The organism is Pseudochelatococcus sp., from assembly GCF_050946405.1.
Taxonomy (GTDB): domain Bacteria; phylum Pseudomonadota; class Alphaproteobacteria; order Rhizobiales; family Beijerinckiaceae; genus Pseudochelatococcus.
Window position 1 is genome coordinate 209,141 of the sequence record NZ_JBMNUS010000008.1, and the last position, 20,275, is coordinate 229,415.

Consider the following 20,275-nt stretch of genomic DNA (forward strand, 5'->3'; position numbering starts at 1 on the left):
AGGCGTTGATAAGGCCGCTACCGATACCCGGATGCGCAGGGAAACTGGAGCGCAATCGGGGCATTTGTCGGAATGAGCAGCTTGCGACATGTCGGAATAGGGCTAACACGCAACTTAACATGACGAGATAACTTACTGAAACATTTCAGCTTTGTCGATGGTGGGCGCAGTAGGGCTCGAACCTACGACCCGCTGATTAAGAGTCAGCTGCTCTACCAACTGAGCTATGCGCCCATCGACACCAGCGGTTAAAACCGCTCCAAGCGCCAACCCGTCAGGACCGCGCCGCGTGTGAATGTTGAGTAGCAAACCCATGCTGTCGTGTCCAGTACCTTGCCGGCAATTTTATCACTTTTTTGGCGTCCGGGCCGCGCATGACGGCCCGGACGCGATGGAGGCAAAAAATAATAATTTTATATCAGATAGTTACCATTTTCCACGCTTGCGCACAGCCTGTCCCGCCGGCGGGAAACCCCTGATGCCGCGCTAGAGCAGTTTGCGTTCAAATCGATCCATCGAATTGCAAATCGATCCATCGAATTGAATGCAAGTTGCGGTAAAATATAGAATTTGGAGCGGCGTGACGATTCCACTTGAATGCACGCCGCTCTAAGCATGCGCGAGCGCGGCCAGCAGCAGCAGGGCGACGATGTTGGCGATCTTGATCATCGGGTTGATCGCCGGTCCGGCGGTATCCTTGTAGGGATCGCCCACGGTGTCGCCCGTGACCGCCGCCTTGTGCGCTTCCGACCCTTTGCCGCCGAAATGGCCTTCCTCGATGAACTTCTTGGCGTTGTCCCACGCGCCGCCGCCAGAGGTCATCGAGATGGCCACGAACAGGCCGGTTATGATGACGCCCAGCAGCATGGCGCCCACGGCCGCGAAGGCATCGCTTCTGTCCGCCACGAGCAACACCACGCCGAAGCACACCAGCGGCGACAGCACCGGCAACAGCGACGGCAGAATCATTTCGCGGATGGCCGCGCGCGTCAGCAGGTCCACCGCCCTGCCGTAGTCCGGGCGCGCTTCGCCGGTCATGATACCGGGCTGCTCGCGGAACTGCCGGCGCACTTCCTCCACCACCGCGCCTGCCGCGCGTCCCACGGCCGTCATGGCGAGCCCGCCGAACACGAAGGGCAACAGGCCGCCGAACAGCAGCCCCACGACGACGAACGGATTCGACAGCGAGAAATCCACCGCTACGCCGGCGAAATAGGGATGCCGGTCCGCATGGGCCGTGAAATAGGCAAGGTCGGACGTATAGGCGGTGAAAAGCACCAGCGCGCCGAGCCCGGCCGAGCCGATGGCATAACCCTTCGTCACGGCCTTCGTCGTGTTGCCGACTGCGTCCAGCGCATCCGTCGCGGCGCGCACATGCGCCGGCAGTCCCGCCATCTCGGCGATGCCGCCGGCGTTGTCCGTCACCGGGCCGAAGGCGTCGAGCGCCACCACGAAGCCGCATAGCGCCAGCATCGCCGTCACCGCGATGGCGATGCCGAACAGACCGGCGAGGGCATTGGCGGCGACGATGGCCGCGATGATCGCCAGCGCCGGCAGCGCGGTCGACTCCAGCGAGATCGCGAGACCCTGAATGACATTCGTGCCGTGGCCCGTGCGGGACGCAGCCGCAATCGAATGGACGGGACGGTAATGCGTTCCCGTATAATATTCCGTGATCGTTACGATGGCGGCGGTCAGCAGCAGCCCGATGGCGCCGCAGCCGAGGAGCGCCAGCGGCGTGAAGCGCTCGCCGCCCGCCGTGGCCAGCGGGGCGGTCAGATCGCCGAAAACCAGCCAGGTGACGAGAGCCAGCGCGCCGAACGACAGAATACCCGCCACAATGAAGCCGCGATAGAGCGCGCCCATGATCGACTCCGTCACGCCGAGCCGCACGAAATAGGTGCCGGCGATGGAGGTGACGATGCACGCGGCGCCGATGGCCAGCGGATAGAGCAGCGCGGCGTCGAGCATCGGCTGGCCGGCGAAGGCGACGGCGGCGAGCACCATGGTCGCGACGACCGAGACGACATAGGTCTCGAACAGGTCCGCCGCCATGCCGGCGCAATCGCCCACGTTGTCGCCCACATTGTCGGCGATGGTGGCCGGGTTGCGCGGATCGTCCTCGGGAATGCCCGCTTCCACCTTGCCGACGAGATCGCCGCCGACATCCGCGCCCTTCGTGAAGACGCCGCCGCCGAGCCGGGCGAAGATCGAAATGAGCGATGCGCCGAATCCCAGCGCCACCAGCGTATCGATGACCGTGCGGCTGTCAGCGGCAAGCCCGAGCCCGTGCACCAGAACCGTGAACGACACCGCGACGCCGAGTAGCGCCAGCCCCGCCACGAGCAGCCCCGTCACCGCGCCGGAACGAAAGGCGATGTCGAGACCCTGCGCCAGCGAGTTCGAGGCCGCCTGCGCGGTGCGCACGTTGGCGCGCACCGACACGTTCATGCCGATGAAGCCCGCCGCTCCCGAAAGCACGGCCCCCACGGCGAAACCGCCCGCGACGAGCCAGCCGAGCCCTATGCCGAGCAGCGCGAACAGCACGGCGCCGACCAGCGCGATGGTGATGTACTGGCGGCGCAGATAGGCCTGCGCGCCCTCCCCGATGGCGCCGGCGATGTCGCGCATGCGCTGTGTGCCGGTATCGGCCTGCATGACGTCGCGGACCGTGACAATGCCGTAAACAATGGATAATGCGCCTGCGGCGATGATGATCGCGAGTGCGAGCATACTTGTTTCTCCCCCTGGCGTACCGAAACGCTTTCGGGAGAGGCGGACGCTGCCTCTCCGGCGCGAAAGCATGTGCGGCTTGATATTATGCGCCGCCTTCAATGCACCAGAATTACACGCCTTTGGCAAACGGCCGTTGCGGTGAAGGCGGGAGAAAATCCGTCACAATCCGCGTTGCGTCACGTCATCGTCTCGACGAAACGCCGATATGATCCAATCCTTTGATTTTGAGCAAATTCTTGTCGATCGAATGAGTCCGTTCGATCGAAATGCGCTCCCGCCGGACGGCCTCAGAAATGGGAGAAAGAGCCCTGCATGACCGCGATTTCCGCGCCGTGCAGGCGCACCGCGAGCGGCGCGTCGCCCGCCGTCACGCGGCCGATCGCCGTCAGCGGCACCTTGGCGCCCGCGCATTGGCGCTGAAAGCCGGAGAGGTGCTCCGGTGCGACGGCGCAAAGCACCTCGTAATCGTCGCCGCCGGTCGCGGCGGCGAGCAGCATATCCGGCGCGGCCGTTATCGCTGCGCGCGCCGCGAGGGACAGCGGAATGCAATCGAGATCCAGTTCGCCCGAAACGCCGGAGGCGCGCAGGAACTTGCGCGCGTCGCCGACCAATCCGTCGGACACATCCATCGCGCCGCTGGCATGCTCGCGCACCGCGAGCGCCAGGGCATTGCGGGGCTCGGGCAAAAGATAGCGCCGGGCGAGATGCGCCTGTTCGGCCGGCGTCAGGACGTCGCGCCAGCCGGCTTCCTGCCCGTCGAGACGCAGGCGCAGGCCAAGCGCCGAATCGCCGATGGTGCCCGTCACCGCCAAAATGTCGCCCGGCCGCGCGCCGGTGCGCCTCACCATATAGCCCGTCGGCACGCGCCCGATTGCGGTGATGGAAACGGTCAGCGGCCCCTCGGTGCGCACGGTGTCGCCGCCGAGCAGCGGGCAGCCGTAAAGACGCGCATCCGCGCCGAGCCCTTCCGAAAAGGCCGTGAGCCATGCGAGAGACGTATCGCGCCGCAGCGACAGCGCCAGCAGGAAGCCCAGCGGTTCCGCACCCTTGGCGGCGAGGTCGGAGAGATTGACCCGCAACGCCTTGCGCGCCACCGCGCCGGGAGGATCGTCTCGGAAGAAATGCACGTCCGCGACAATGACATCGACGGTCAGCACCAGTTCCGAACCCGCGGGTGCCGGGAGCAGCGCGGCGTCGTCACGCAGGCCGAGCGACCCCGCTCCGGCGATGGGCGCGAACAACTGGCTGATAAGGGCGTCCTCGTCCGGCAAAACCGTCATGTCCCACCCCGTATCGGCAATGGCCGCGCCGGTGTCAGTGGCGGGCCGCGAGCTCTTCCGCGCGGTCGCTGCGCGCCAGCGTATCGAGCACCGCGTTGACAAGGCCGGGCTCGTCGTCATCATAGAAGGCGCGCGCCACATCCACATATTCCGAGATGGTCACGCGCGGCGGCACATCCTTGCGAAACAGCAGCTCGAACGCCGCCACGCGCAGGATGGCGCGCAGCACCGTCTCGATGCGCTTCAGCGGCCAGCCCCTGGCGAGCGCCTCGTCAACGCGCCGGTCGACGGTCTTCTGCTCACGCACCACGCCGGCGATGAGATCGCGGAAGAAGGTTTCCTCGACCGGCTTGAACGACAGACCGTCGATTTCCTTGCCGTTCCAGAAGCGCTCGAACTCGGCGGCGGCGTCGAGAACGCCGGCCCCCGTCAATTCCATCTGGTACAGCGCCTGCACGGCGGCGAGCCTGGCGGCGCTGCGTTTCTCCGTTCTCGACATCAGTCGTCGATCCTGCTGGCGATCTGGCGGCGGACACCGAGCACGGCCAGCGCGGCCCGCGCGGCGAAGCCGCCCTTGTCCTCGCCCGCGACGCGCGCCCGCGCCCACGCCTGTTCCTCATTCTCGACGGTGAGAATGCCGTTGCCGATGGGTAGCAGAAACTCCAGCGCCAGATCCGTCAGCGCCCGCGCGCTTTCCGTCGCCACGATATCGAAATGGCTGGTCTCGCCGCGGATGACGGTGCCCAGAGCGACGGCCGCATCGACCTCGGGCCCCTCCTCGAGCGCGATGGCGAGCGCGGTCGCGATTTCCAGCGCACCGGGAACCGTGATCACCTCGACCTCGGCGCCTGCGGCCTCGAGCACGGCGCGCGCACCCTTCAGCAACTCGTCGGCGATATCCGCATAATAGCGGGCCTCGACGATCAGAACCTTTGCGCCGGAAACGGCGGAGAAATCATCATCAGCGACCCGGATCGATTGTGCCATCGTAACGCTCCTTCGGTTGCATGCGTCGAACGCAGCGCCAACCCTCTCAGTACCCCGCCGCCCGCGCCTGCGCAAGCCGCGCCGCGTAGCGCGCCATCAGATCGACCTCGATATTGATGCGGTCTCCGGCCCGCCGCTCGCCCCAGGTCGTCACCTGAAGCGTGTGCGGGATCAGCAACACGGAAAACAGCTCGTCCTCGACGGTGTTGACGGTGAGCGACGTGCCGTCCAGCGTCACCGAACCCTTGGCGGCGATGAAGGGCGCCAGGTCGCGCGGCGCGCGCAGCGTGAAGCGCGCCGTTTCGCCGCCTTCCTCCGCGCTGCGGGTGATTTCCTCCCGCGCGACGAGTTCCGCCACGCCGTCGACGTGGCCGGTGACGATATGGCCGCCAAGCTCGTCGCCGATCCTGAGCGCACGCTCCAGATTGAGCCGCGTCCCCGCCTGCCAGCCGCCCGCCGTGGTGAGCGCCAGCGTTTCCGCCGCCGCGTCGACCTCGAACCACGCACCGCCTTCAAGCGGCCCGAAGGCCACCACCGTCAGGCACGGACCGCCGCAGGCGACGGATGCGCCGAGCTGGATGGTGTCGGGATCGAAGCGCGAATGGATGCGCAGGCGGCGCAGCGTACCCTGGAAGGATTGCGCCGACACGATTTCACCGATGTCTGAAACAATGCCTGTAAACATCAGAACGGCCTTTCGAATATCTCGAACCTGTCCGGGCGCGCATGGCCCCTGCCCCACCACCCGCCGTCAAGCGGCCTGAAACGCTGCGGATCGGCGAGCGCCGCCGCGAGAACCGGTTGCAGCGCGACGACACCGTCGTCATCGCCGACCGGTCCGAGTTCTTCCGCGCCGGTCAGCAGGATCGCTTCGTCGACCAGATCGTCGCGCGCCAACGCGGCCGCAAGCCGTGGGCCGCCCTCTGCGAGCACCCGCGCGACGCCGCGCTGCGCCAGTAGCGCCATCGCCTGCGGCAGAAGTACGCGCCCATCGGGACCCGCATCGACACGCATGATCTCGACGCCCGATGCGGAGAAGCGCCGTTCGGCATCCGCCGGCGCGGCATGCGTGGTGACGATCCATGTCGGCACCTCCCGCGCGCTTGCCACGGCGGCGGCCTCGGGCGGCGTATGGAGACCGCTGTCGATGATCAAGCGGATCGGCGAGCGGTCGCCAAGCCCCGGCAGCCGCACCGTGAGTTGCGGATCGTCCGCCGCTACCGTGCCCGCGCCCACCATGACGGCGTCCGCATGCGCGCGCAGCAGGTGCACCTGCGCATTGGCGGCCGCGCCGGTGATCCGCAGCCTCCCGTCCCGCCGTCCCGCGTAGCCGTCGCGCGTGCGCGCCAGCTTGAGCGTCACCAGCGGGCGCCCCTGCGTCACACGCAGGATATGGCCGCGATGCATGCGAAACGCCTCGTCCGCGCGCACGCCGACATCCACGGCGAGGCCGGCGGCGCGCATGCGCGCATGGCCCTGCCCCGCGACGCGGGAATCGGGATCCTCGATGCCCGTCACCACGCGCCCCACGCCCGCCGCGATGATGGCGTCCGAGCAGGGACCGGCGCGGCCATGGTGGGAACAGGGTTCGAGCGAGACATACATCGTCGCGCCCCGCGCCGCCTCTCCGGCCATGGCGAGCGCGACGGGCTCGCCGTGCGGACGCCCGCCCTTCTGCGTCGCGCCGAGCCCCACGACGACGGGCGCATCGCCGTCGAAACGCACGATGACGGAACCGACAGACGGGTTGGGCGACGTCAGCCCCTGCTGGCGCCACCCCAGCGCCAGCGCCATGTCCATGAAACGCCGGTCGTCATCGTTGCGCGCCATCGGATGATGCCCGTCTCGTGTCGTCGGGAAGCACGTCTTCCGCCGTGCCGGCGAGCGCCGGCGTGGAATTGGCCAGTTCGCCGACGAATTCCTCGAAATCCCGCGCCTCGCGGAAATTGCGATAAACCGACGCGAAGCGCACGAACGCCACGCTGTCAAGCTGGCGCAACCCCTCCATCACCAGTTCACCGATCTGCTCGCTGGTGACATCCGTGTCGCCCGTCCGTTCCAGCCGGCGCACGATGCCGCTGATCATGCGCTCGGTCCGTTCGGGATCGACGGCGCGTTTGCGCAACGCGATCATCACCGACCGGGCCAGTTTGTCCCTGTCGAACGGCACGCGCTTGCCCGAGCGTTTCAGCACCATAAGCTCGCGCAGTTGCACCCGCTCGAAGGTCGTGAAGCGACCGCCGCACTCCGGGCACACGCGCCGCCGGCGAATTGCGGAACCGTCTTCCGCAGGCCGGGAATCCTTGACCTGCGTATCGAGATTTCCGCAATAGGGGCAGCGCATGGACGAACCCGATCAGCCGTAGATCGGGAAGCGCGACGTCAGTGCATGGACCTTTTCCCGCACCTGCGTCTCGACATCGGCATTGCCGTCCTCGCCGTTCGCGGCAAGGCCGTCGAGCACGGTCACGATGAGCTGTCCGATCTCGCGGAACTCCGCCTCGCCGAAGCCCCGCGTCGTGCCGGCGGGCGTGCCGAGGCGGATGCCCGACGTGACGGTCGGCTTCTCGGTGTCGAACGGCACGCCGTTCTTGTTGCAGGTGATGTGGGCGCGCCCCAGCGCGGCTTCCGCCGCCTTGCCGTTGAGACCCTTGGGGCGCAGGTCGACGAGGAACAGGTGGTTGTCGGTGCCGCCGGAAACGATGCTGTAGCCGCCCTGCGCAATGGTTTGCGCCAGCACGGCCGCATTGTCGACGACCGCGCGCGCATAAAGCCCGAACTCGGGCTCCAGCGCCTCGCCGAAGGCGACCGCCTTGGCGGCGATCACATGCATCAGCGGCCCGCCTTGCAGGCCCGGAAAGATCGCCGAGTTGAACTTCTTCGCCAGAGCCTCGTCGTTGGTGAGAATGAGGCCGCCGCGCGGGCCGCGCAGCGTCTTGTGCGTGGTGGTGGTGGCCACATGCGCGTGCGGGAACGGCGAAGGATGCGCCCCGCCGGCGACGAGCCCGGCGAAGTGGGCCATATCCACGAAGAACCACGCGCCCACGGAATCCGCGATCTCGCGGAAGCGGGCGAAATCCCAGAAGCGCGAATAGGCCGAGCCGCCGGCAAGGATGAGCTTGGGCTTGTGCTCCTCGGCCAGACGCGCGACCTGATCATAGTCGACGCGATGGTCGTCTTCGCGCACCGTATAGGAAACGGGCTTGAACCACTTGCCCGACATGTTGGGCGGCGCGCCGTGCGTGAGATGCCCGCCCGCGGCGAGATCGAGCCCGAGGAAAGTGTCGCCGGGCTGCAACAGCGCGAAAAACACGGCCTGGTTGGCCTGCGAGCCCGAGTTGGGCTGAACATTGGCGAAACCGACGTTGAACAGCCTCTTCGCCCGCTCGATGGCAAGATCTTCCGCGATATCGACGAACTGGCAGCCGCCATAATAGCGCCGGCCGGGATAACCTTCGGCGTATTTGTTGGTGAGCACGGAGCCCTGCGCTTCCAGAACCGCGCGGGACACGATGTTCTCGGAAGCGATCAGCTCGATCTCATCACGCTGGCGACCCAGTTCGAGGCCGATGGCGCGCGCGATCTCCGGGTCGCTTTCCGCGAGCGGCGCGGAAAAGAAGCTGTTGGAAAGGGTGTTCCGGGGAGAAAGGTCGTTCGCGCTCATCAGCAAGGCTCCGCATCGGGGAGAGATGTTCCCCATTACCATCGGCAGGATCGTCAGTCGGGTTGCGGCCGGCTCGCATGCGCTGGCGACATCGCTTCGCCGCGCCGCGATTCGGCAAGGACGCTACCATGCGCTCTTTTTCGCCCCGACATCAAGCCCGACCTGCCGCAAGCGCCGCGATGACGCGGCACGCCTGACATGCGAAAAACCACGGCGCCTTGCGCGCCGTGGTCCTTGATCCGCCGGGAACGTCTTCAAGCGAAGCGGACGCTCCGCGCCGCTCAGTATTGCGACGCTTCGGAATCGTTTGCCTCGAGCGCCGCGATCTGGCCGCCGAGCCCCAGGCCGTCGCGATTGTAGATATCGGAACGGAACTGAACCAGCCCGTCCGGCGTCGCCCACGCCGTGATATAGGTCCAGAAGACCGGCACGGGATTGGCGAGCGGCGCGTCGATGCGCTTGCCGGAATCGATGGCGGCCTCGATCTGCTCGCGCCCCCAGCCGGGCGTGTCCGCGAGGAGGAAGCCGATGTAGTCGCGCACGTTCTGCATGCGCACGCAACCCGAGGACACGAAACGGAAATCGTCGCCGAAAACGCCCTTCGCCGGCGTGTCGTGCATGTAGACGCCGTAGGGATTGGGGATGTTGATGCGCACGAAGCCCATCGAGTTGAGGTCCGCGCCCGGATCCTGACGGAAACGGTAGCGCGTGGCCTCATAGGTGTTCCAGTCCACCTGCTCCGGCCGGATTTCCTCGCCCTGCGCGTTGTAGATGCGGATCTTGTTGTCGGTCAGATAGGTCGGATCCTTGCGCATCTTCGGGATCAGATCCTTGCGGATGATCGACGCCGGCACCGTCCAGAACGGGTTGAAATTGATTTCCGTGATCTTGGAATTGAAGATCGGCGACTGGCGGTCGGTCTTGCCCACGCCGGCGGCATGGCGTGTGACGACATGGTTGTTTTCCACCGTCTCGACCACGGCGCCGGGCAGGTTCACCACGACATAGCGGTGGCCGAGGTTGCCGGAATAGGAGCGCAGGCGCACGAGGTTCAGCTCAAGCTGACGCAGCCGCACGTCGGCGGGCACGTTGAGGGCCGCGATGGTGCCGGGGTTGAGCGCGCCGGTGGCGCTCAGGCCGTGCCTGTCCTGCGCGCGGCGCAGCGCCGCTTCGACGTAGGAATCGAAGATATCGCCCTGGGCGGCCGACGGATCGAGGTCGCCCGAGGCGACGAGCCGCTCGCGCAGCGCCTGCACGGCGCGGCCGCGCGATCCCAGACGCAGCCGCTCATTGCCGATCTGCGCCCAGCCCCCCCGCTCGACGAGAGCGCGATAATATCCGATGGTCTGCTCTGTGGCCGCAAGCGCGTCCGGCGACAGCGTCGGCGTGTTGGAGCGCGACACCCGCGCACGTTGCGCCGAATCATAGTTCTGCTGCCATTCGGCCTGACCGAAGGCCAGTTGCTGGGCGGTGGCGGGCGCAGCCGCCGCCAGGGAGGCCGCAAGGACAAGGCCTCCTGCGGCGACAGTGGAGAAACGGGCGATGCGAGCTTTCACGAACCTGACCTCGAATTCTGGCGATCCGGCGGAGACATCGCTTCGATATTCCGATCGCGCCGCCGCCAACAATTATTGTCTACACCTTAGCATCGCCGAAGTTAAGCAACGGTGATCGCGGCGCATGAAAAGCCCGCGGTGCCGCCCCCTGCCCGCCCGCACACCCGGTCAGGGCTCGATTCGCGAGGCAAACCAAGACAGTATGAAATATGCGACGACGAGAAGGCCGAGAACACCCGGCACCGCCGGCCCGCTCACAACTGCGTGAGGCCAGAATATGCCGGTGAGGATGTAGCTCATCGCCGACAGCAGCCAGATCACGCCGCCCCAGGCGCTCGCCAGCCACAGGCCCACGGCCGCCACGAGGTCGATGACGGCGAAATACACGATTGCCGATTGCCATTGCAGCGTTTGCGCCTCGAAAACCGGCGCCTGCGGCAGAAAGCCGAGCAGGATCACCCAGTACGCCAATCCCTTGGCGATCCAGACGACGGCGATCACACGCATGAACCATACGAGCGCGATGTCCCAGCGGAAGGGCTTTTTCGGTCCGTCGAGGTGCAGCGCGCCGCCGCGCGGAAACTCGCGGGCGGGAACGGCCCGCTGCTGCCGGATGCCGCCCGGCGAATCGCCGGGGGCGGCCGGCTCCGAAGCCGTCACAACCGATGAGTCGATGGTCAATGTGCGTCTTCCTGTCGTTGGCGGCCCGGCGCCCGCCGGCCGCGACTGCTTCCCCCTCAGTATGGCACCGCGCCGCGCGTGAAAACAGCGCCCCGGCGCAAACTCCTTGACGGAACGTCCCTCGCGCGCCGGCGGCGGCCCCGCGGGCCCTTCGGCGCACGAAAGTGCATATTCTTTGCCTGCGACGACTTATCCGACTTTTTTTGAACCGTTCCTATGTGATATCGATATATACAAGAAGCGTCGCGTGCCGGAGCACGATGGCGCCACCGACAGGAAATGAGGGCAATGGTCAGCCGCGTCGTCACCCCTTTCGAGCGTCGCAAGGACGTTCACGCCGATACGATCCCCTTCACCGATCTGGGCCTGACCAAGCGCCCGCGGCGCAATCGCCGGGCTGACTGGTCGCGCCGCCTCGTGCGGGAAGTGGAACTGACCGCCAACGACCTGATCTGGCCGCTTTTCATTGTCGACGGCGATTCGGAAATCGCGGTCGACGCCATGCCCGGCGTCAGCCGCCTGAGCATCCCGGCCGCCGTGCGCGCGGCCGAGGAAGCCGCCGCGCTGGATATTCCCGCGATCGCCCTGTTTCCCTACACCGATCCGTCGTTGCGCGACGAAACCGGCAGCGAGGCGCACAACAGCCGCAATCTCGTCTGCCGCGCCACGCGCGCCATCAAGGCGGCGGTGCCGCAGATCGGCGTCATCACCGACGTCGCGCTCGATCCCTACACGAGCCACGGGCATGACGGCCTGATGCGCGATGACATCGTGCTGAATGACGAATCGGTCGCCGCCCTCGTCGAGCAGGCGCTGGTGCAGGCCGCCGCCGGCGCGGACGTGATCGCCCCCTCCGACATGATGGACGGGCGCGTGGCCGCCATCCGCGCCGCGCTCGACCGCGAAGGGTTTCGCGACGTGCAGATCATGGCCTATGCCGCCAAATACGCTTCGGCCTTCTACGGCCCGTTCCGCGATGCGGTCGGCTCCAGCGCGACCCTCGTGGGCGACAAGCGCACCTACCAGATGGACCCTGCCAATGGCGACGAGGCGCTGCGCGAGGTCGCGCTCGATCTCGACGAAGGGGCCGACATGGTGATGGTGAAGCCCGGCCTTCCCTATCTCGACGTGGTGCACCGGGTGAAGGAAGCCTTTCGCGTGCCGACTTTCGCCTATCAGGTCTCCGGCGAATACGCCATGATCGAGGGTGCCGCTCGGCAGGGCTGGATCGACGGTGACAAGGCGATGCTGGAGAGCCTGATCGCCTTCAAGCGCGCCGGCGCCGACGGGGTGCTGACCTATTTCGCGCTGCGCGTCGCCCAGCGCCTCAGGCAGGGCCGCCTCTGACAGGCTGCTTTCCACAGGTTGCCTTTCCCGCAGTCGCTTTGGACGCGAACGGCGCGTTTCGCCACAAAATCGCCCCGACATGGCGAAACAATCATGCCGGTCGGGGGCTTTGCGGCTGTCCCGCTGAGGCACGGGCGATTCCCTGAGGCTGATTTTCGGGGGTCGCATTTGCGTGTGCAGCGCGGCAACTTCGTTTGAACATGCTTTACCGAAGCATGCTAGAATTCGCTCCCGCTCAATCCGCACGATGCCGCGCCGTTCCCGCCGGGTTACGGTCATGCGGGAAACTGCGGCCTTGCCAGAAACCGGGAGAAAGCGCTGTTGGTCCGTTTTGAAAATGTCGGCCTGCGTTACGGCATGGGCCCGGAGATCCTGCGGGATCTCACGTTCTCCATCGCACCGCGCTCCTTTCAGTTTCTCACCGGTCCCTCGGGAGCGGGCAAGACCACCCTGCTGCGCCTCATCCTGCTCTCGCTGAAGCCCACCCGCGGGCTCGTATCGCTGTTCGGCCGCGACGTCTCCGACATTTCGGGCGAGGAACTGACGGCGATGCGCCGGCGCATGGGCATCGTGTTTCAGGATTTCCGCCTGCTCGACCATCTGACCACCTTCGAGAACGTGGCGTTGCCTCTGCGCGTGCAAGGCAAGGAAGAGGCGCAATATCGCTCCGAGGTGGTGGAGCTTCTGCGCTGGGTGGGACTCGGCGAGCGCATGCATGTGCTGCCGCCGGTGCTCTCGGGCGGTGAAAAGCAGCGCGCGGCGATCGCTCGCGCGCTGATCGCGCGCCCCGAACTGCTGCTGGCGGACGAGCCGACCGGCAACGTGGATCCGGCGCTGGCGCGGCGGCTGCTGCGGCTTTTCGTCGAATTGAACCGTCTCGGCACTTCCGTCGTCATCGCCACCCACGACCTGACCCTGATGGATCTCGTCGACGCCCGCCGCTTCGTGCTGGGCGACGGGCGGCTCCACATCTTCGATTGAAAAGGAGCGATCCATGAGCGATTCCGTCAGCTCCTTCGCCGATGACGCGCCCGATGCCGCAATCGTCACGCCGGCGCAGGGCGAGGACCGGCTTCCCGACAATCTCTCGCGCAATCTGCCCCTGGTGCCTCCTGATTCGACGTCAGGCCGGGCACTGGTGACGGTGGTGGCGATTCTCACCTTTCTGGCGGCGCTGGCCGCCGGAATCGCGCAGCTCGTGACCACCGCCTCGCAGAACTGGACGAGCACCATCGCGCGCGAGGCGACCATCCAGATCAAGCCGGATGCGCGCCGAAACGCCGACGAGGATGTGCTTCAGGCCGCCGAGATCGCCCGCGCCTATCCCTCCATCGCGGGCGTCGAGGCGCAGTCGCGCGAGGAGGCGGAGCGGCTGCTGGAGCCGTGGCTGGGCAAGGGCGCGGATTTCGCGGAACTGCCGGTGCCGCGCCTCGTCGTCCTGCGCCTGCGCGAGGGCAGCGAAACCACGGCGACGGATCTTGCCGAATTGCGTCAGCAGCTGACGGACACCATCCCCGGCGCCACGCTCGACGACCATCGCAACTGGATCGAACGGCTCGCGGTGATGGCGCGCACGGTGGTTCTGGTCGCGACGCTGATCGTGGCGCTGGTCGTGGTGGCCGCGGCGCTGGCCATCGCCACCACGACGCGCGGCGCTGTGGCGGGCGATCGCGAGATTCTGGACGTGTTGCATTTTGTGGGCGCTGATGACAGATTTATCGTCGGCGAGTATCGGTCCCGTTTCTTTCACATGGGGCTGCGAGGCGGGCTGCTCGGCAGCATATCGGCCGTGTTCGTTCTCGCTGGCGCCGGCGTGATGTCGGCATGGTGGCGGGCAAGCCCCGGCGGCGATCAGTTGCAGGCGCTTTTCGGCGCCTTCAACATGGACTGGAAGGGATATGCGACGATTTTCGCCGTCGCGGCTGTCGTGGCCATCGTGACAGCGGCGGTGTCGGGTTTCACCGTGCGCCGCTATCTGACGCGGCTGCAATGACGAGGATTGCGGTTGACCTCTCAGGGCGTGCACAGCGATTCCGATCGGAAAGCGGGTGAGGGCCGCAGGGCCTCGCCCGCGATGCGATGCGCGTTGCGCTCGCTGGCCGATCGCGTCTCGCGCGGTGTGGCGATGTTCGCCTTTCTGGCCGCGATGCTGCTGATCGGCGGCTTTCTCGTCTTCGCGCGGGCCGTCGAAACCTGGCCCGTCGACAGGAACGCGACCGCCGACGGCATCGTCGTGCTCACGGGCGATGTCCAGCGCATCAACGACGCCGCGACGCTGATGGTCCAGGGGCGCGGCAAGCGCATGCTGATCACGGGCGTGCATACCGGCACGACCTGGGCGCATATCGCGCACGCCAATCCCGTCGCCGCCAACGTCCGCTGCTGCGTCGATCTCGACTATCGGGCCCGCAGTACGGTGGGCAACGCCATCGAGACACGTCGCTGGGCCGAAAATCATGGCTTCAACTCGCTGATCGTCGTCACCTCCACCTACCACATGCCACGCACCCTCCTCGAACTGGAGCATGTCCTGCCCGGCACGAAACTGCTTCCGCATCCCGTGGCGGCGGCGCAGTACGACAGCAGCCGATGGCACACGGACAGGGGGGCGTTGCTCTTTCTCGCGCGGGAATATATCAAGTATCTGGCTGCGTTCACCCGCACCTCCGTCGAGGCGGATCCTGAACATTCGCCGTTCGCCGCCCTTTTCGGCGGCAAAAGACCGTTGTCGTGATCCTGGCCGCGTCTTTGCAGCCCTTGCCCCGCTCGCATCGCCACTCCGTCGGGTCCAGCGACTGGCCCGGAATCAACCTGCGGTATAGCCTTCGTCATGCTGTTCGCCCGTTCATTCGTGTTCGCGATCCTGTTTTACGCCAATCTCACGGCGTGGCTGCTAATGTGCCTGCCGCTGCTCGCCCTGCCCTCGCGCCATATGTTTCCCGTGGCGCGGGCGTGGGCGCGCTCCAACCTGTGGCTGCTGCGGCATGTCACCGGGACGAAGGTGGAATGGCGCGGGCTTGAAAACATTCCCGCCGGAGGGGTGCTGGTGGCCGCCAAGCACCAGTCGGCATGGGAAACGTTCGCGCTCCTCACCGTGTTCGAGCGTCCGGTTTTCGTGCTGAAGCAGGAACTCGTGAGGCTGCCCGTCTTCGGCTGGTTCCTGCGGCATATCGGCATGATTCCTGTGAACCGGTCAGCGGGCGCCTCGGCGCTGGCCGGCATGGCCCGCATGGCGCGGGAAAAGGTGCGCGAGGGACATCAGGTCATCATCTTTCCCGAAGGCACGCGCCGCCCGCCCGGCGCCCCGCCGGACTACAGGACCGGCGTCGCCTTTCTCTACGACAGCCTGAAAGCGCCCTGCGTGCCGGTGGCGTTGAACTCGGGCCTGTTCTGGCCGCGACGGAGCTTCATCCGCCGCCCCGGAACCGTGGTGGTCAGCATCCTGCCGCCGCTGCCCCCCGGCATTCCGCGCAGGCAGGTGATCGCCGAACTCGAACGGCGCATCGAGGCCGAAACCGGCAGGCTTCTGGAAAACGCCGATGTGGCCGGCGCCGATATTCGCCGCGAAGCCTGAGCATCCGTGGCTCCTGACGGTCCCTCGGAGTTTTTCGCTGCGACCGCATCGAAACGTCGAGAAACGCCGAAGTCCGCGCGGCATCGGGGCGTTGAAAGAACGGGAGTTTTTCTGCCGGAAGCAAAAGCCGGCGTCCTTCTGTTGAAAACGGAGGCGCTCCTCGGTCCGCGCATGGAGCGGTCCATAAAAATCCCGCATTCATACGGCCAGTCTCCCTTAACCCATCGCCAAGCAAGATCGGAGCCGATCCAGTGACAGCCAGTCCGTCTTCCAGCCCCTCCTCCGCTCCGCAAGACACCCATAGCGCCCCGCCCGCCGGGGGGCGCAAGCGGCGTCGGAGCAGGCTCGGGTTGTTTCTGCCGGTATCCTTTCTCGTGGTGCTGCTCGCGGGCTGGTCGGCATTCTGGTTCGTGGCGCGGGCGCGCGTGCACGACGCCATCACCATCTGGCTGGCCCAGGAAGCCGAGCAGCAACGCCGGTGGTCCTGCCCCGATCGCACGATCAGCGGTTTCCCGTTCCGATTCGAGGTGCGCTGCACGGACCTGCGTTTCGTCGGCACGACGCCGGCCGGCTCGGTGACGGGCTCGGTGGCGCATTTTCTGGCCGTGGCGCAGGTCTACAAGCCGAATCACGTCATCGTGGAAGCGGGAGGACCGTTGATCGTCGATTCGGGCGACGGCGGCGAGCGCCTGACCTTCAACTGGCAATCCTTCGATTCCAGTGCGATTTTCGCCGGCAACCGGCTGGACCGGTTCTCCATCGTCGTGGCGGGGCCATCGGTACGCGCCGGCGGCGAGGCCGACGGCGTCGAGGTGCTGCGCGCGCAATCGTGGCAATCTCACCTGCGTATCGATCCCGAACGCCCGCCGGAAGATCATGTCTACGACATCGCGGTGACGCTCCACGAGGCGCGCATCCCCGCTCTGGATGCGCTGCTCGGCACGCCTGACGTCGCCAGCATCGTTTTCAAAGGGGCGATCACCGAGGCCGCGCCCTTCACGGCCCGCACCCCGGCGGTGGAACTCGAACGCTGGCGCACCGCTGGCGGAAGGCTCGATATCGACGAACTCGGCGTCGTCAAGGGCGAGCAGCGCCTGCAAGCGCTGGGCAGTTTTTCGGTCGACGACCAGCGTCGCCCGCAGGGCCATGTCGAAGCCTCCGTGGCGGGGCTTGAACCGCTGCTGGCCCGCTTCGGCCTCGGCGGCCGCAGCAGCCTCATCCTCGGCGGATTGTCGATCCTGGGCGGCAACCGGGCACCGGCGAACGCCGAGACGGCCGACGCCGGCCTGACGCCCCTGCCCCGCATCGAGATTCGCAACGGGCAGGTGTCCGTCGGGCCGATCGGTGTCGGCCGGGTCGCGCCGCTCTACTGATCGGAGCGCGGCCGCTCCCCTGCCCGCTTATGGCGGCCGAAGTCCGGTTCGGCCGTTTCCTGCCCCAGATCGATGATGTTGCGGCGAATGGCGCGGGTGCGTGTGAAGAGGTTGAATAGCGCCTCGCCGTCGCCCCAACGGATGGCGCGCGCCAGCGCGGCGATATCCTCGTTGAAGCGGCCCAGCATCTCCAGCACCGCATCCTTGTTGTTGAGGAACACGTCGCGCCACATCGTCGGATCGGATGACGCGATGCGTGTGAAATCGCGGAAGCCGCCGGCCGAGAACTTGATTACCTCGGATTGCGTCACCTGTTCCAGATCGGCCGCCGTGCCCACGATGTTGTAGGCGATGAGATGCGGCACATGGCTCGTGATGGCCAGCACGAGATCGTGATGCTGCGCGCTCATCAGCTCGACATTGGCGCCGATCGTCTCCCACAGCGCGGTGATCGTGGCCACGGCTGCCGGGTCGGCGCCGTCCGGCGGCGTCACGATCGACCAGCGGTTGACGAAGAGCGTCGCGAAGCCCGCATCCGGCCCGGAATATTCGGTGCCGGCAACGGGATGGGCCGGCACGAGATGGACGGACGGAGGCAGCAGCGGCCCGGCCTTCTCGATCACGCTTGCCTTGACGGAGCCGACATCCGACACGATCGCGCCCGGCTTCAGGTGGCCGGCGATCTCGCCTGCGACGGAGGCGATCGCCCCGACCGGCACGCAGATGATCACGATATCGGCCCCGGCCGCCGCTTCAGCCGATGTGGGCGCAACCTCGTCCGCGAGGCCGATCGCCCTCGCCCGCTCCCGCACGGCAGGGCTTGCATCGGTCGTGACGAGCGTGCGCGCCAGGCCGGTTTCGCGCGCCGCGCGCAGGATGGAAGAACCGATCAGCCCCGGCCCGATGATGGCAAGCCTGTCGACGAGCGGCGTCTCGCGGCCCCGCAAGCCCTCAGCCATTCGTCTGCTCCCGGAATGCCGCCAGCGCCTCCACCAGCAGCCGATTGGCCTCCTCGGTGCCGACGGAAACGCGCAGCGCATTCGGCAGGCCATAGGCGGCCACAGCCCGCACCACGAGTCCCCGCGCGGCAAGGAAAGCGTCGGCGGCGCGCGCATCCCGCCCCTCCTCCGGCGGAAAATGCACCAGCAGGAAGTTGGCGGCGCTCGGCGTCACCTCAAGCCCCAGAGCGCGGATCGATTCCGTCAACCACGCCAGCCATTGCGTGTTATGCGCCACGGAGGCGGCGAGATGCGCCTCGTCGGCCAGCGCCGCGATGCCCGCCGCTGCCGCCTGCGTGTTGACGTTGAAGGGATTGCGAATGCGGTTGAGCGATTCCGCGACTTCGGCCGGCGCATAGCACCAGCCGAGCCTCAGCGCCGCAAGCCCGTGGATCTTGGAGAACGTGCGCGTCATGACGACGTTTGCGTTCTCCGAAACCAGCTCGATGCCGGCCGAATAGTCGTTGGCGCGCGCATATTCGGCATAGGCGCCGTCGAGCACCAGCAGCACATGCGCCGGCAGGCCGGCGTGCAGGCGCTTCACCTCGTCGAACGGCAGGTAGGTGCCGGTCGGGTTGTTCGGATTGGCGATGTAGACGATCTTCGTGCGCCGGGTCACATGGGCGAGAATCGCGTCGACATCGGTGGTCAGGTTCTTTTCCGGCACCACGACAGGCGTGGCGCCGGCCGCCAGCATCGCGATCTTGTATACGAGAAAGCCATGCTCGGTCATGATGCCCTCGTCGCCGGGGCCGAGATAGGCCTGCGCGAGAAGATGCAGGATGTCGTCGGAGCCGGCGCCGCAGACGATGCGCGCGGGATCGAGTCCGAAGCGGCCGCCGATGGCTTCCCGCAGCCGCGTCGCGCCGCCGTCCGGGTAGACCTCGGCATGCGCGAGCGCCGCTTGCGCCGCGGCGATGGCGGCCGCGCTCGGACCGAGCGGCGTTTCGTTGGACGACATCTTGTAGATTTTCGCGACGCCCGCGACGGAGCTGCGACCCGGCACATAGGGATCGATGGCAAGAACGCCGGCATTGGGCACGGGGCGGTCGGACAGGGCACTCATGACGTCAGGGCTCCAGCGGATTATGGAGAGCAAGATGCGCGCGGCATGAACGGAATCTTGCTCCAACGCAGTCAAGTTCGGGGCAGTCAGGTTCAGGACAGCCGGCTTCGATGATTGTGGCGGCGGGTGCGGCAGCAGCCTCACGGCATCTGGAAGCGGCGCGCGTGGCTGCCGACTTCGGCCACCTCCACGCGCCCGACGCGCGCGCGGGACAGCGCCTGCGCGGCGGCCTCCACGCCGGCCTCCCCCGTCACCGCGAGAAGCAGCGACAGGCCGCCCTCGACACCGGCGGAGCCGGCGATTTCCGCGCCGGCGGCGGCGAGCGCATCCTGCGTATCCTCACGCCATCGCTCGACCTTGGCGGCGACGAGCACGAGTTCGCGCACGGCAGCATCCTCCAGCGGCTTCGACACCACGAAAAGCGGCGTGCCGGCAGGATGGTCGAGACGCTCTATGAACGGCAGGCGCGCGATGATCTTGGGCGCATCCGGGGCGCGCAGCGCCTCCCACCAGGGGCGGACGGCGGTTTTCTGATCGGGCCGGAAGATGCCCAGATCGCCCGCGGAGCGCGCCACCGCCGAAATCACCGCCGCCGCTCCCGCATGCGGCACATAGGGCACCGTGAAGCCGAAATGGAAGCGCGCCGAATCGCGCATCGGCCCGTCGCCCGAGGAAACGTCCGCATGGACGCTGAACGGCGCCTGCACGTAAGTGAAGGTCGAGATGATGATGCGCCAGATGTTCTCCGCCGTGTCGAGCGGCAGGATGCCGTGATGACGCCCGGCGAGGCGGCGCATCATGTCCGCCTCGCGGCCGGGACGGAATGCCTGACCGGAGGATTGCGTGCCCTTGGTGGCGATGAGCGCGTCGACGATCTCGCTGCGCTCGATCAGCAGCCGGTGCATGTCGGCGTCGATCCGGTCGATCTCCCGGCGCAATTCGGCCAGACGATCGGCATTGGCCCTCTCGGTCGATACAGATAGGCTCGTCACTGTTGAGGCGCTCATCCTCGA

General features: G+C 66.8%; 19 protein-coding genes and 1 tRNA gene. 6 read left to right on the forward strand and 14 right to left on the reverse strand.

Annotation, left to right across the window (positions count from 1 at the left end; translation table 11 throughout):
• Positions 1 to 158: 158 nt before the first annotated feature.
• The 11 genes from ACOYJQ_RS13550 to ACOYJQ_RS13600 form a co-directional block, all read right to left on the reverse strand.
• Positions 159 to 234: transfer RNA gene (locus ACOYJQ_RS13550), tRNA-Lys, on the reverse strand.
• Between the two features lie 375 nt (positions 235 to 609).
• Positions 610 to 2,733, reverse strand: coding sequence for a sodium-translocating pyrophosphatase (locus tag ACOYJQ_RS13555; protein ID WP_433459108.1), 2,124 nt, complete (start codon positions 2,731 to 2,733; stop codon positions 610 to 612).
• Between the two features lie 290 nt (positions 2,734 to 3,023).
• Complete coding sequence (gene thiL, locus ACOYJQ_RS13560) at positions 3,024 to 4,016, reverse strand: thiamine-phosphate kinase (protein WP_433459109.1); 993 nt, start codon at positions 4,014 to 4,016, stop codon at positions 3,024 to 3,026.
• 34 nt (positions 4,017 to 4,050) lie between these two features.
• On the reverse strand, positions 4,051 to 4,515 hold the full coding sequence (nusB, locus tag ACOYJQ_RS13565; protein ID WP_433459110.1) for a transcription antitermination factor NusB: 465 nt from the start codon (positions 4,513 to 4,515) through the stop codon (positions 4,051 to 4,053).
• The gene (ribH, locus tag ACOYJQ_RS13570) at positions 4,515 to 5,003 is read right to left on the reverse strand and encodes a 6,7-dimethyl-8-ribityllumazine synthase (protein ID WP_433459111.1); all 489 of its coding nucleotides are present in this window, start codon (positions 5,001 to 5,003) and stop codon (positions 4,515 to 4,517) included. The genes nusB and ribH overlap by 1 nt, the downstream gene beginning before the upstream one ends.
• Positions 5,004 to 5,049: 46 nt before the next feature.
• Positions 5,050 to 5,688, reverse strand: a complete 639-nt coding sequence (locus ACOYJQ_RS13575) for a riboflavin synthase (protein ID WP_433459112.1) — start codon at positions 5,686 to 5,688, stop codon at positions 5,050 to 5,052.
• Complete coding sequence (gene ribD / locus ACOYJQ_RS13580; RefSeq protein WP_433459114.1) at positions 5,688 to 6,833, reverse strand: bifunctional diaminohydroxyphosphoribosylaminopyrimidine deaminase/5-amino-6-(5-phosphoribosylamino)uracil reductase RibD; 1,146 nt, start codon at positions 6,831 to 6,833, stop codon at positions 5,688 to 5,690. The genes ACOYJQ_RS13575 and ribD overlap by 1 nt, the downstream gene beginning before the upstream one ends.
• Positions 6,817 to 7,347: a transcriptional regulator NrdR gene (gene nrdR, locus ACOYJQ_RS13585; RefSeq protein ID WP_433459115.1), complete on the reverse strand. Its 531-nt coding sequence runs from the start codon at positions 7,345 to 7,347 to the stop codon at positions 6,817 to 6,819. The genes ribD and nrdR overlap by 17 nt, the downstream gene beginning before the upstream one ends.
• A 12-nt stretch (positions 7,348 to 7,359) precedes the next feature.
• The gene (gene glyA, locus ACOYJQ_RS13590) at positions 7,360 to 8,667 is read right to left on the reverse strand and encodes a serine hydroxymethyltransferase (protein WP_433459117.1); all 1,308 of its coding nucleotides are present in this window, start codon (positions 8,665 to 8,667) and stop codon (positions 7,360 to 7,362) included.
• 281 nt (positions 8,668 to 8,948) lie between these two features.
• Positions 8,949 to 10,223, reverse strand: a complete 1,275-nt coding sequence (locus tag ACOYJQ_RS13595) for a L,D-transpeptidase family protein (RefSeq protein WP_433459118.1) — start codon at positions 10,221 to 10,223, stop codon at positions 8,949 to 8,951.
• A 168-nt stretch (positions 10,224 to 10,391) separates the two neighbouring features.
• Entirely contained in the window at positions 10,392 to 10,904 is a 513-nt protein-coding gene (locus tag ACOYJQ_RS13600) for a DUF6163 family protein (RefSeq protein WP_433459119.1), read from the reverse strand.
• A 288-nt stretch (positions 10,905 to 11,192) separates the two neighbouring features.
• Here ACOYJQ_RS13600 and hemB point away from each other — a divergent pair, with 288 nt between their 5' ends.
• The 6 genes from hemB to ACOYJQ_RS13630 all read left to right on the forward strand — a co-directional run bounded on the left by hemB (position 11,193) and on the right by ACOYJQ_RS13630 (position 17,198).
• Positions 11,193 to 12,251 carry a porphobilinogen synthase gene (gene hemB / locus ACOYJQ_RS13605; RefSeq protein ID WP_433459121.1) on the forward strand — a complete coding sequence of 353 codons (1,059 nt, stop codon included), beginning with the start codon at positions 11,193 to 11,195 and terminating at the stop codon, positions 12,249 to 12,251.
• 321 nt (positions 12,252 to 12,572) lie between these two features.
• Complete coding sequence (gene ftsE / locus ACOYJQ_RS13610) at positions 12,573 to 13,232, forward strand: cell division ATP-binding protein FtsE (protein WP_433459122.1); 660 nt, start codon at positions 12,573 to 12,575, stop codon at positions 13,230 to 13,232.
• 13 nt (positions 13,233 to 13,245) lie between these two features.
• Entirely contained in the window at positions 13,246 to 14,244 is a 999-nt protein-coding gene (locus tag ACOYJQ_RS13615) for a cell division protein FtsX (protein ID WP_433459123.1), read from the forward strand.
• A gap of 12 nt (positions 14,245 to 14,256) precedes the next feature.
• On the forward strand, positions 14,257 to 14,985 hold the full coding sequence (locus tag ACOYJQ_RS13620) for a YdcF family protein (protein ID WP_433459124.1): 729 nt from the start codon (positions 14,257 to 14,259) through the stop codon (positions 14,983 to 14,985).
• Positions 14,986 to 15,081: 96 nt separating this feature from the next.
• Positions 15,082 to 15,825: a lysophospholipid acyltransferase family protein gene (locus ACOYJQ_RS13625; protein ID WP_433459125.1), complete on the forward strand. Its 744-nt coding sequence runs from the start codon at positions 15,082 to 15,084 to the stop codon at positions 15,823 to 15,825.
• Between the two features lie 350 nt (positions 15,826 to 16,175).
• A complete protein-coding gene (locus tag ACOYJQ_RS13630) occupies positions 16,176 to 17,198 on the forward strand; it encodes a DUF2125 domain-containing protein (protein WP_433459126.1) in 1,023 nt (340 codons plus the stop codon).
• Here the strand turns inward: ACOYJQ_RS13630 and ACOYJQ_RS13635 are convergent.
• From ACOYJQ_RS13635 to ACOYJQ_RS13645, 3 genes are all read right to left on the reverse strand, one after another.
• Positions 17,192 to 18,157: a prephenate/arogenate dehydrogenase family protein gene (locus ACOYJQ_RS13635; protein WP_433459128.1), complete on the reverse strand. Its 966-nt coding sequence runs from the start codon at positions 18,155 to 18,157 to the stop codon at positions 17,192 to 17,194. The genes ACOYJQ_RS13630 and ACOYJQ_RS13635 overlap by 7 nt on opposite strands.
• The gene (gene hisC / locus ACOYJQ_RS13640) at positions 18,150 to 19,262 is read right to left on the reverse strand and encodes a histidinol-phosphate transaminase (RefSeq protein ID WP_433459130.1); all 1,113 of its coding nucleotides are present in this window, start codon (positions 19,260 to 19,262) and stop codon (positions 18,150 to 18,152) included. The genes ACOYJQ_RS13635 and hisC overlap by 8 nt, the downstream gene beginning before the upstream one ends.
• A gap of 140 nt (positions 19,263 to 19,402) precedes the next feature.
• The gene (locus ACOYJQ_RS13645; RefSeq protein ID WP_433459131.1) at positions 19,403 to 20,269 is read right to left on the reverse strand and encodes a chorismate mutase; all 867 of its coding nucleotides are present in this window, start codon (positions 20,267 to 20,269) and stop codon (positions 19,403 to 19,405) included.
• Between the last annotated feature and the right edge of the window lie 6 nt (positions 20,270 to 20,275).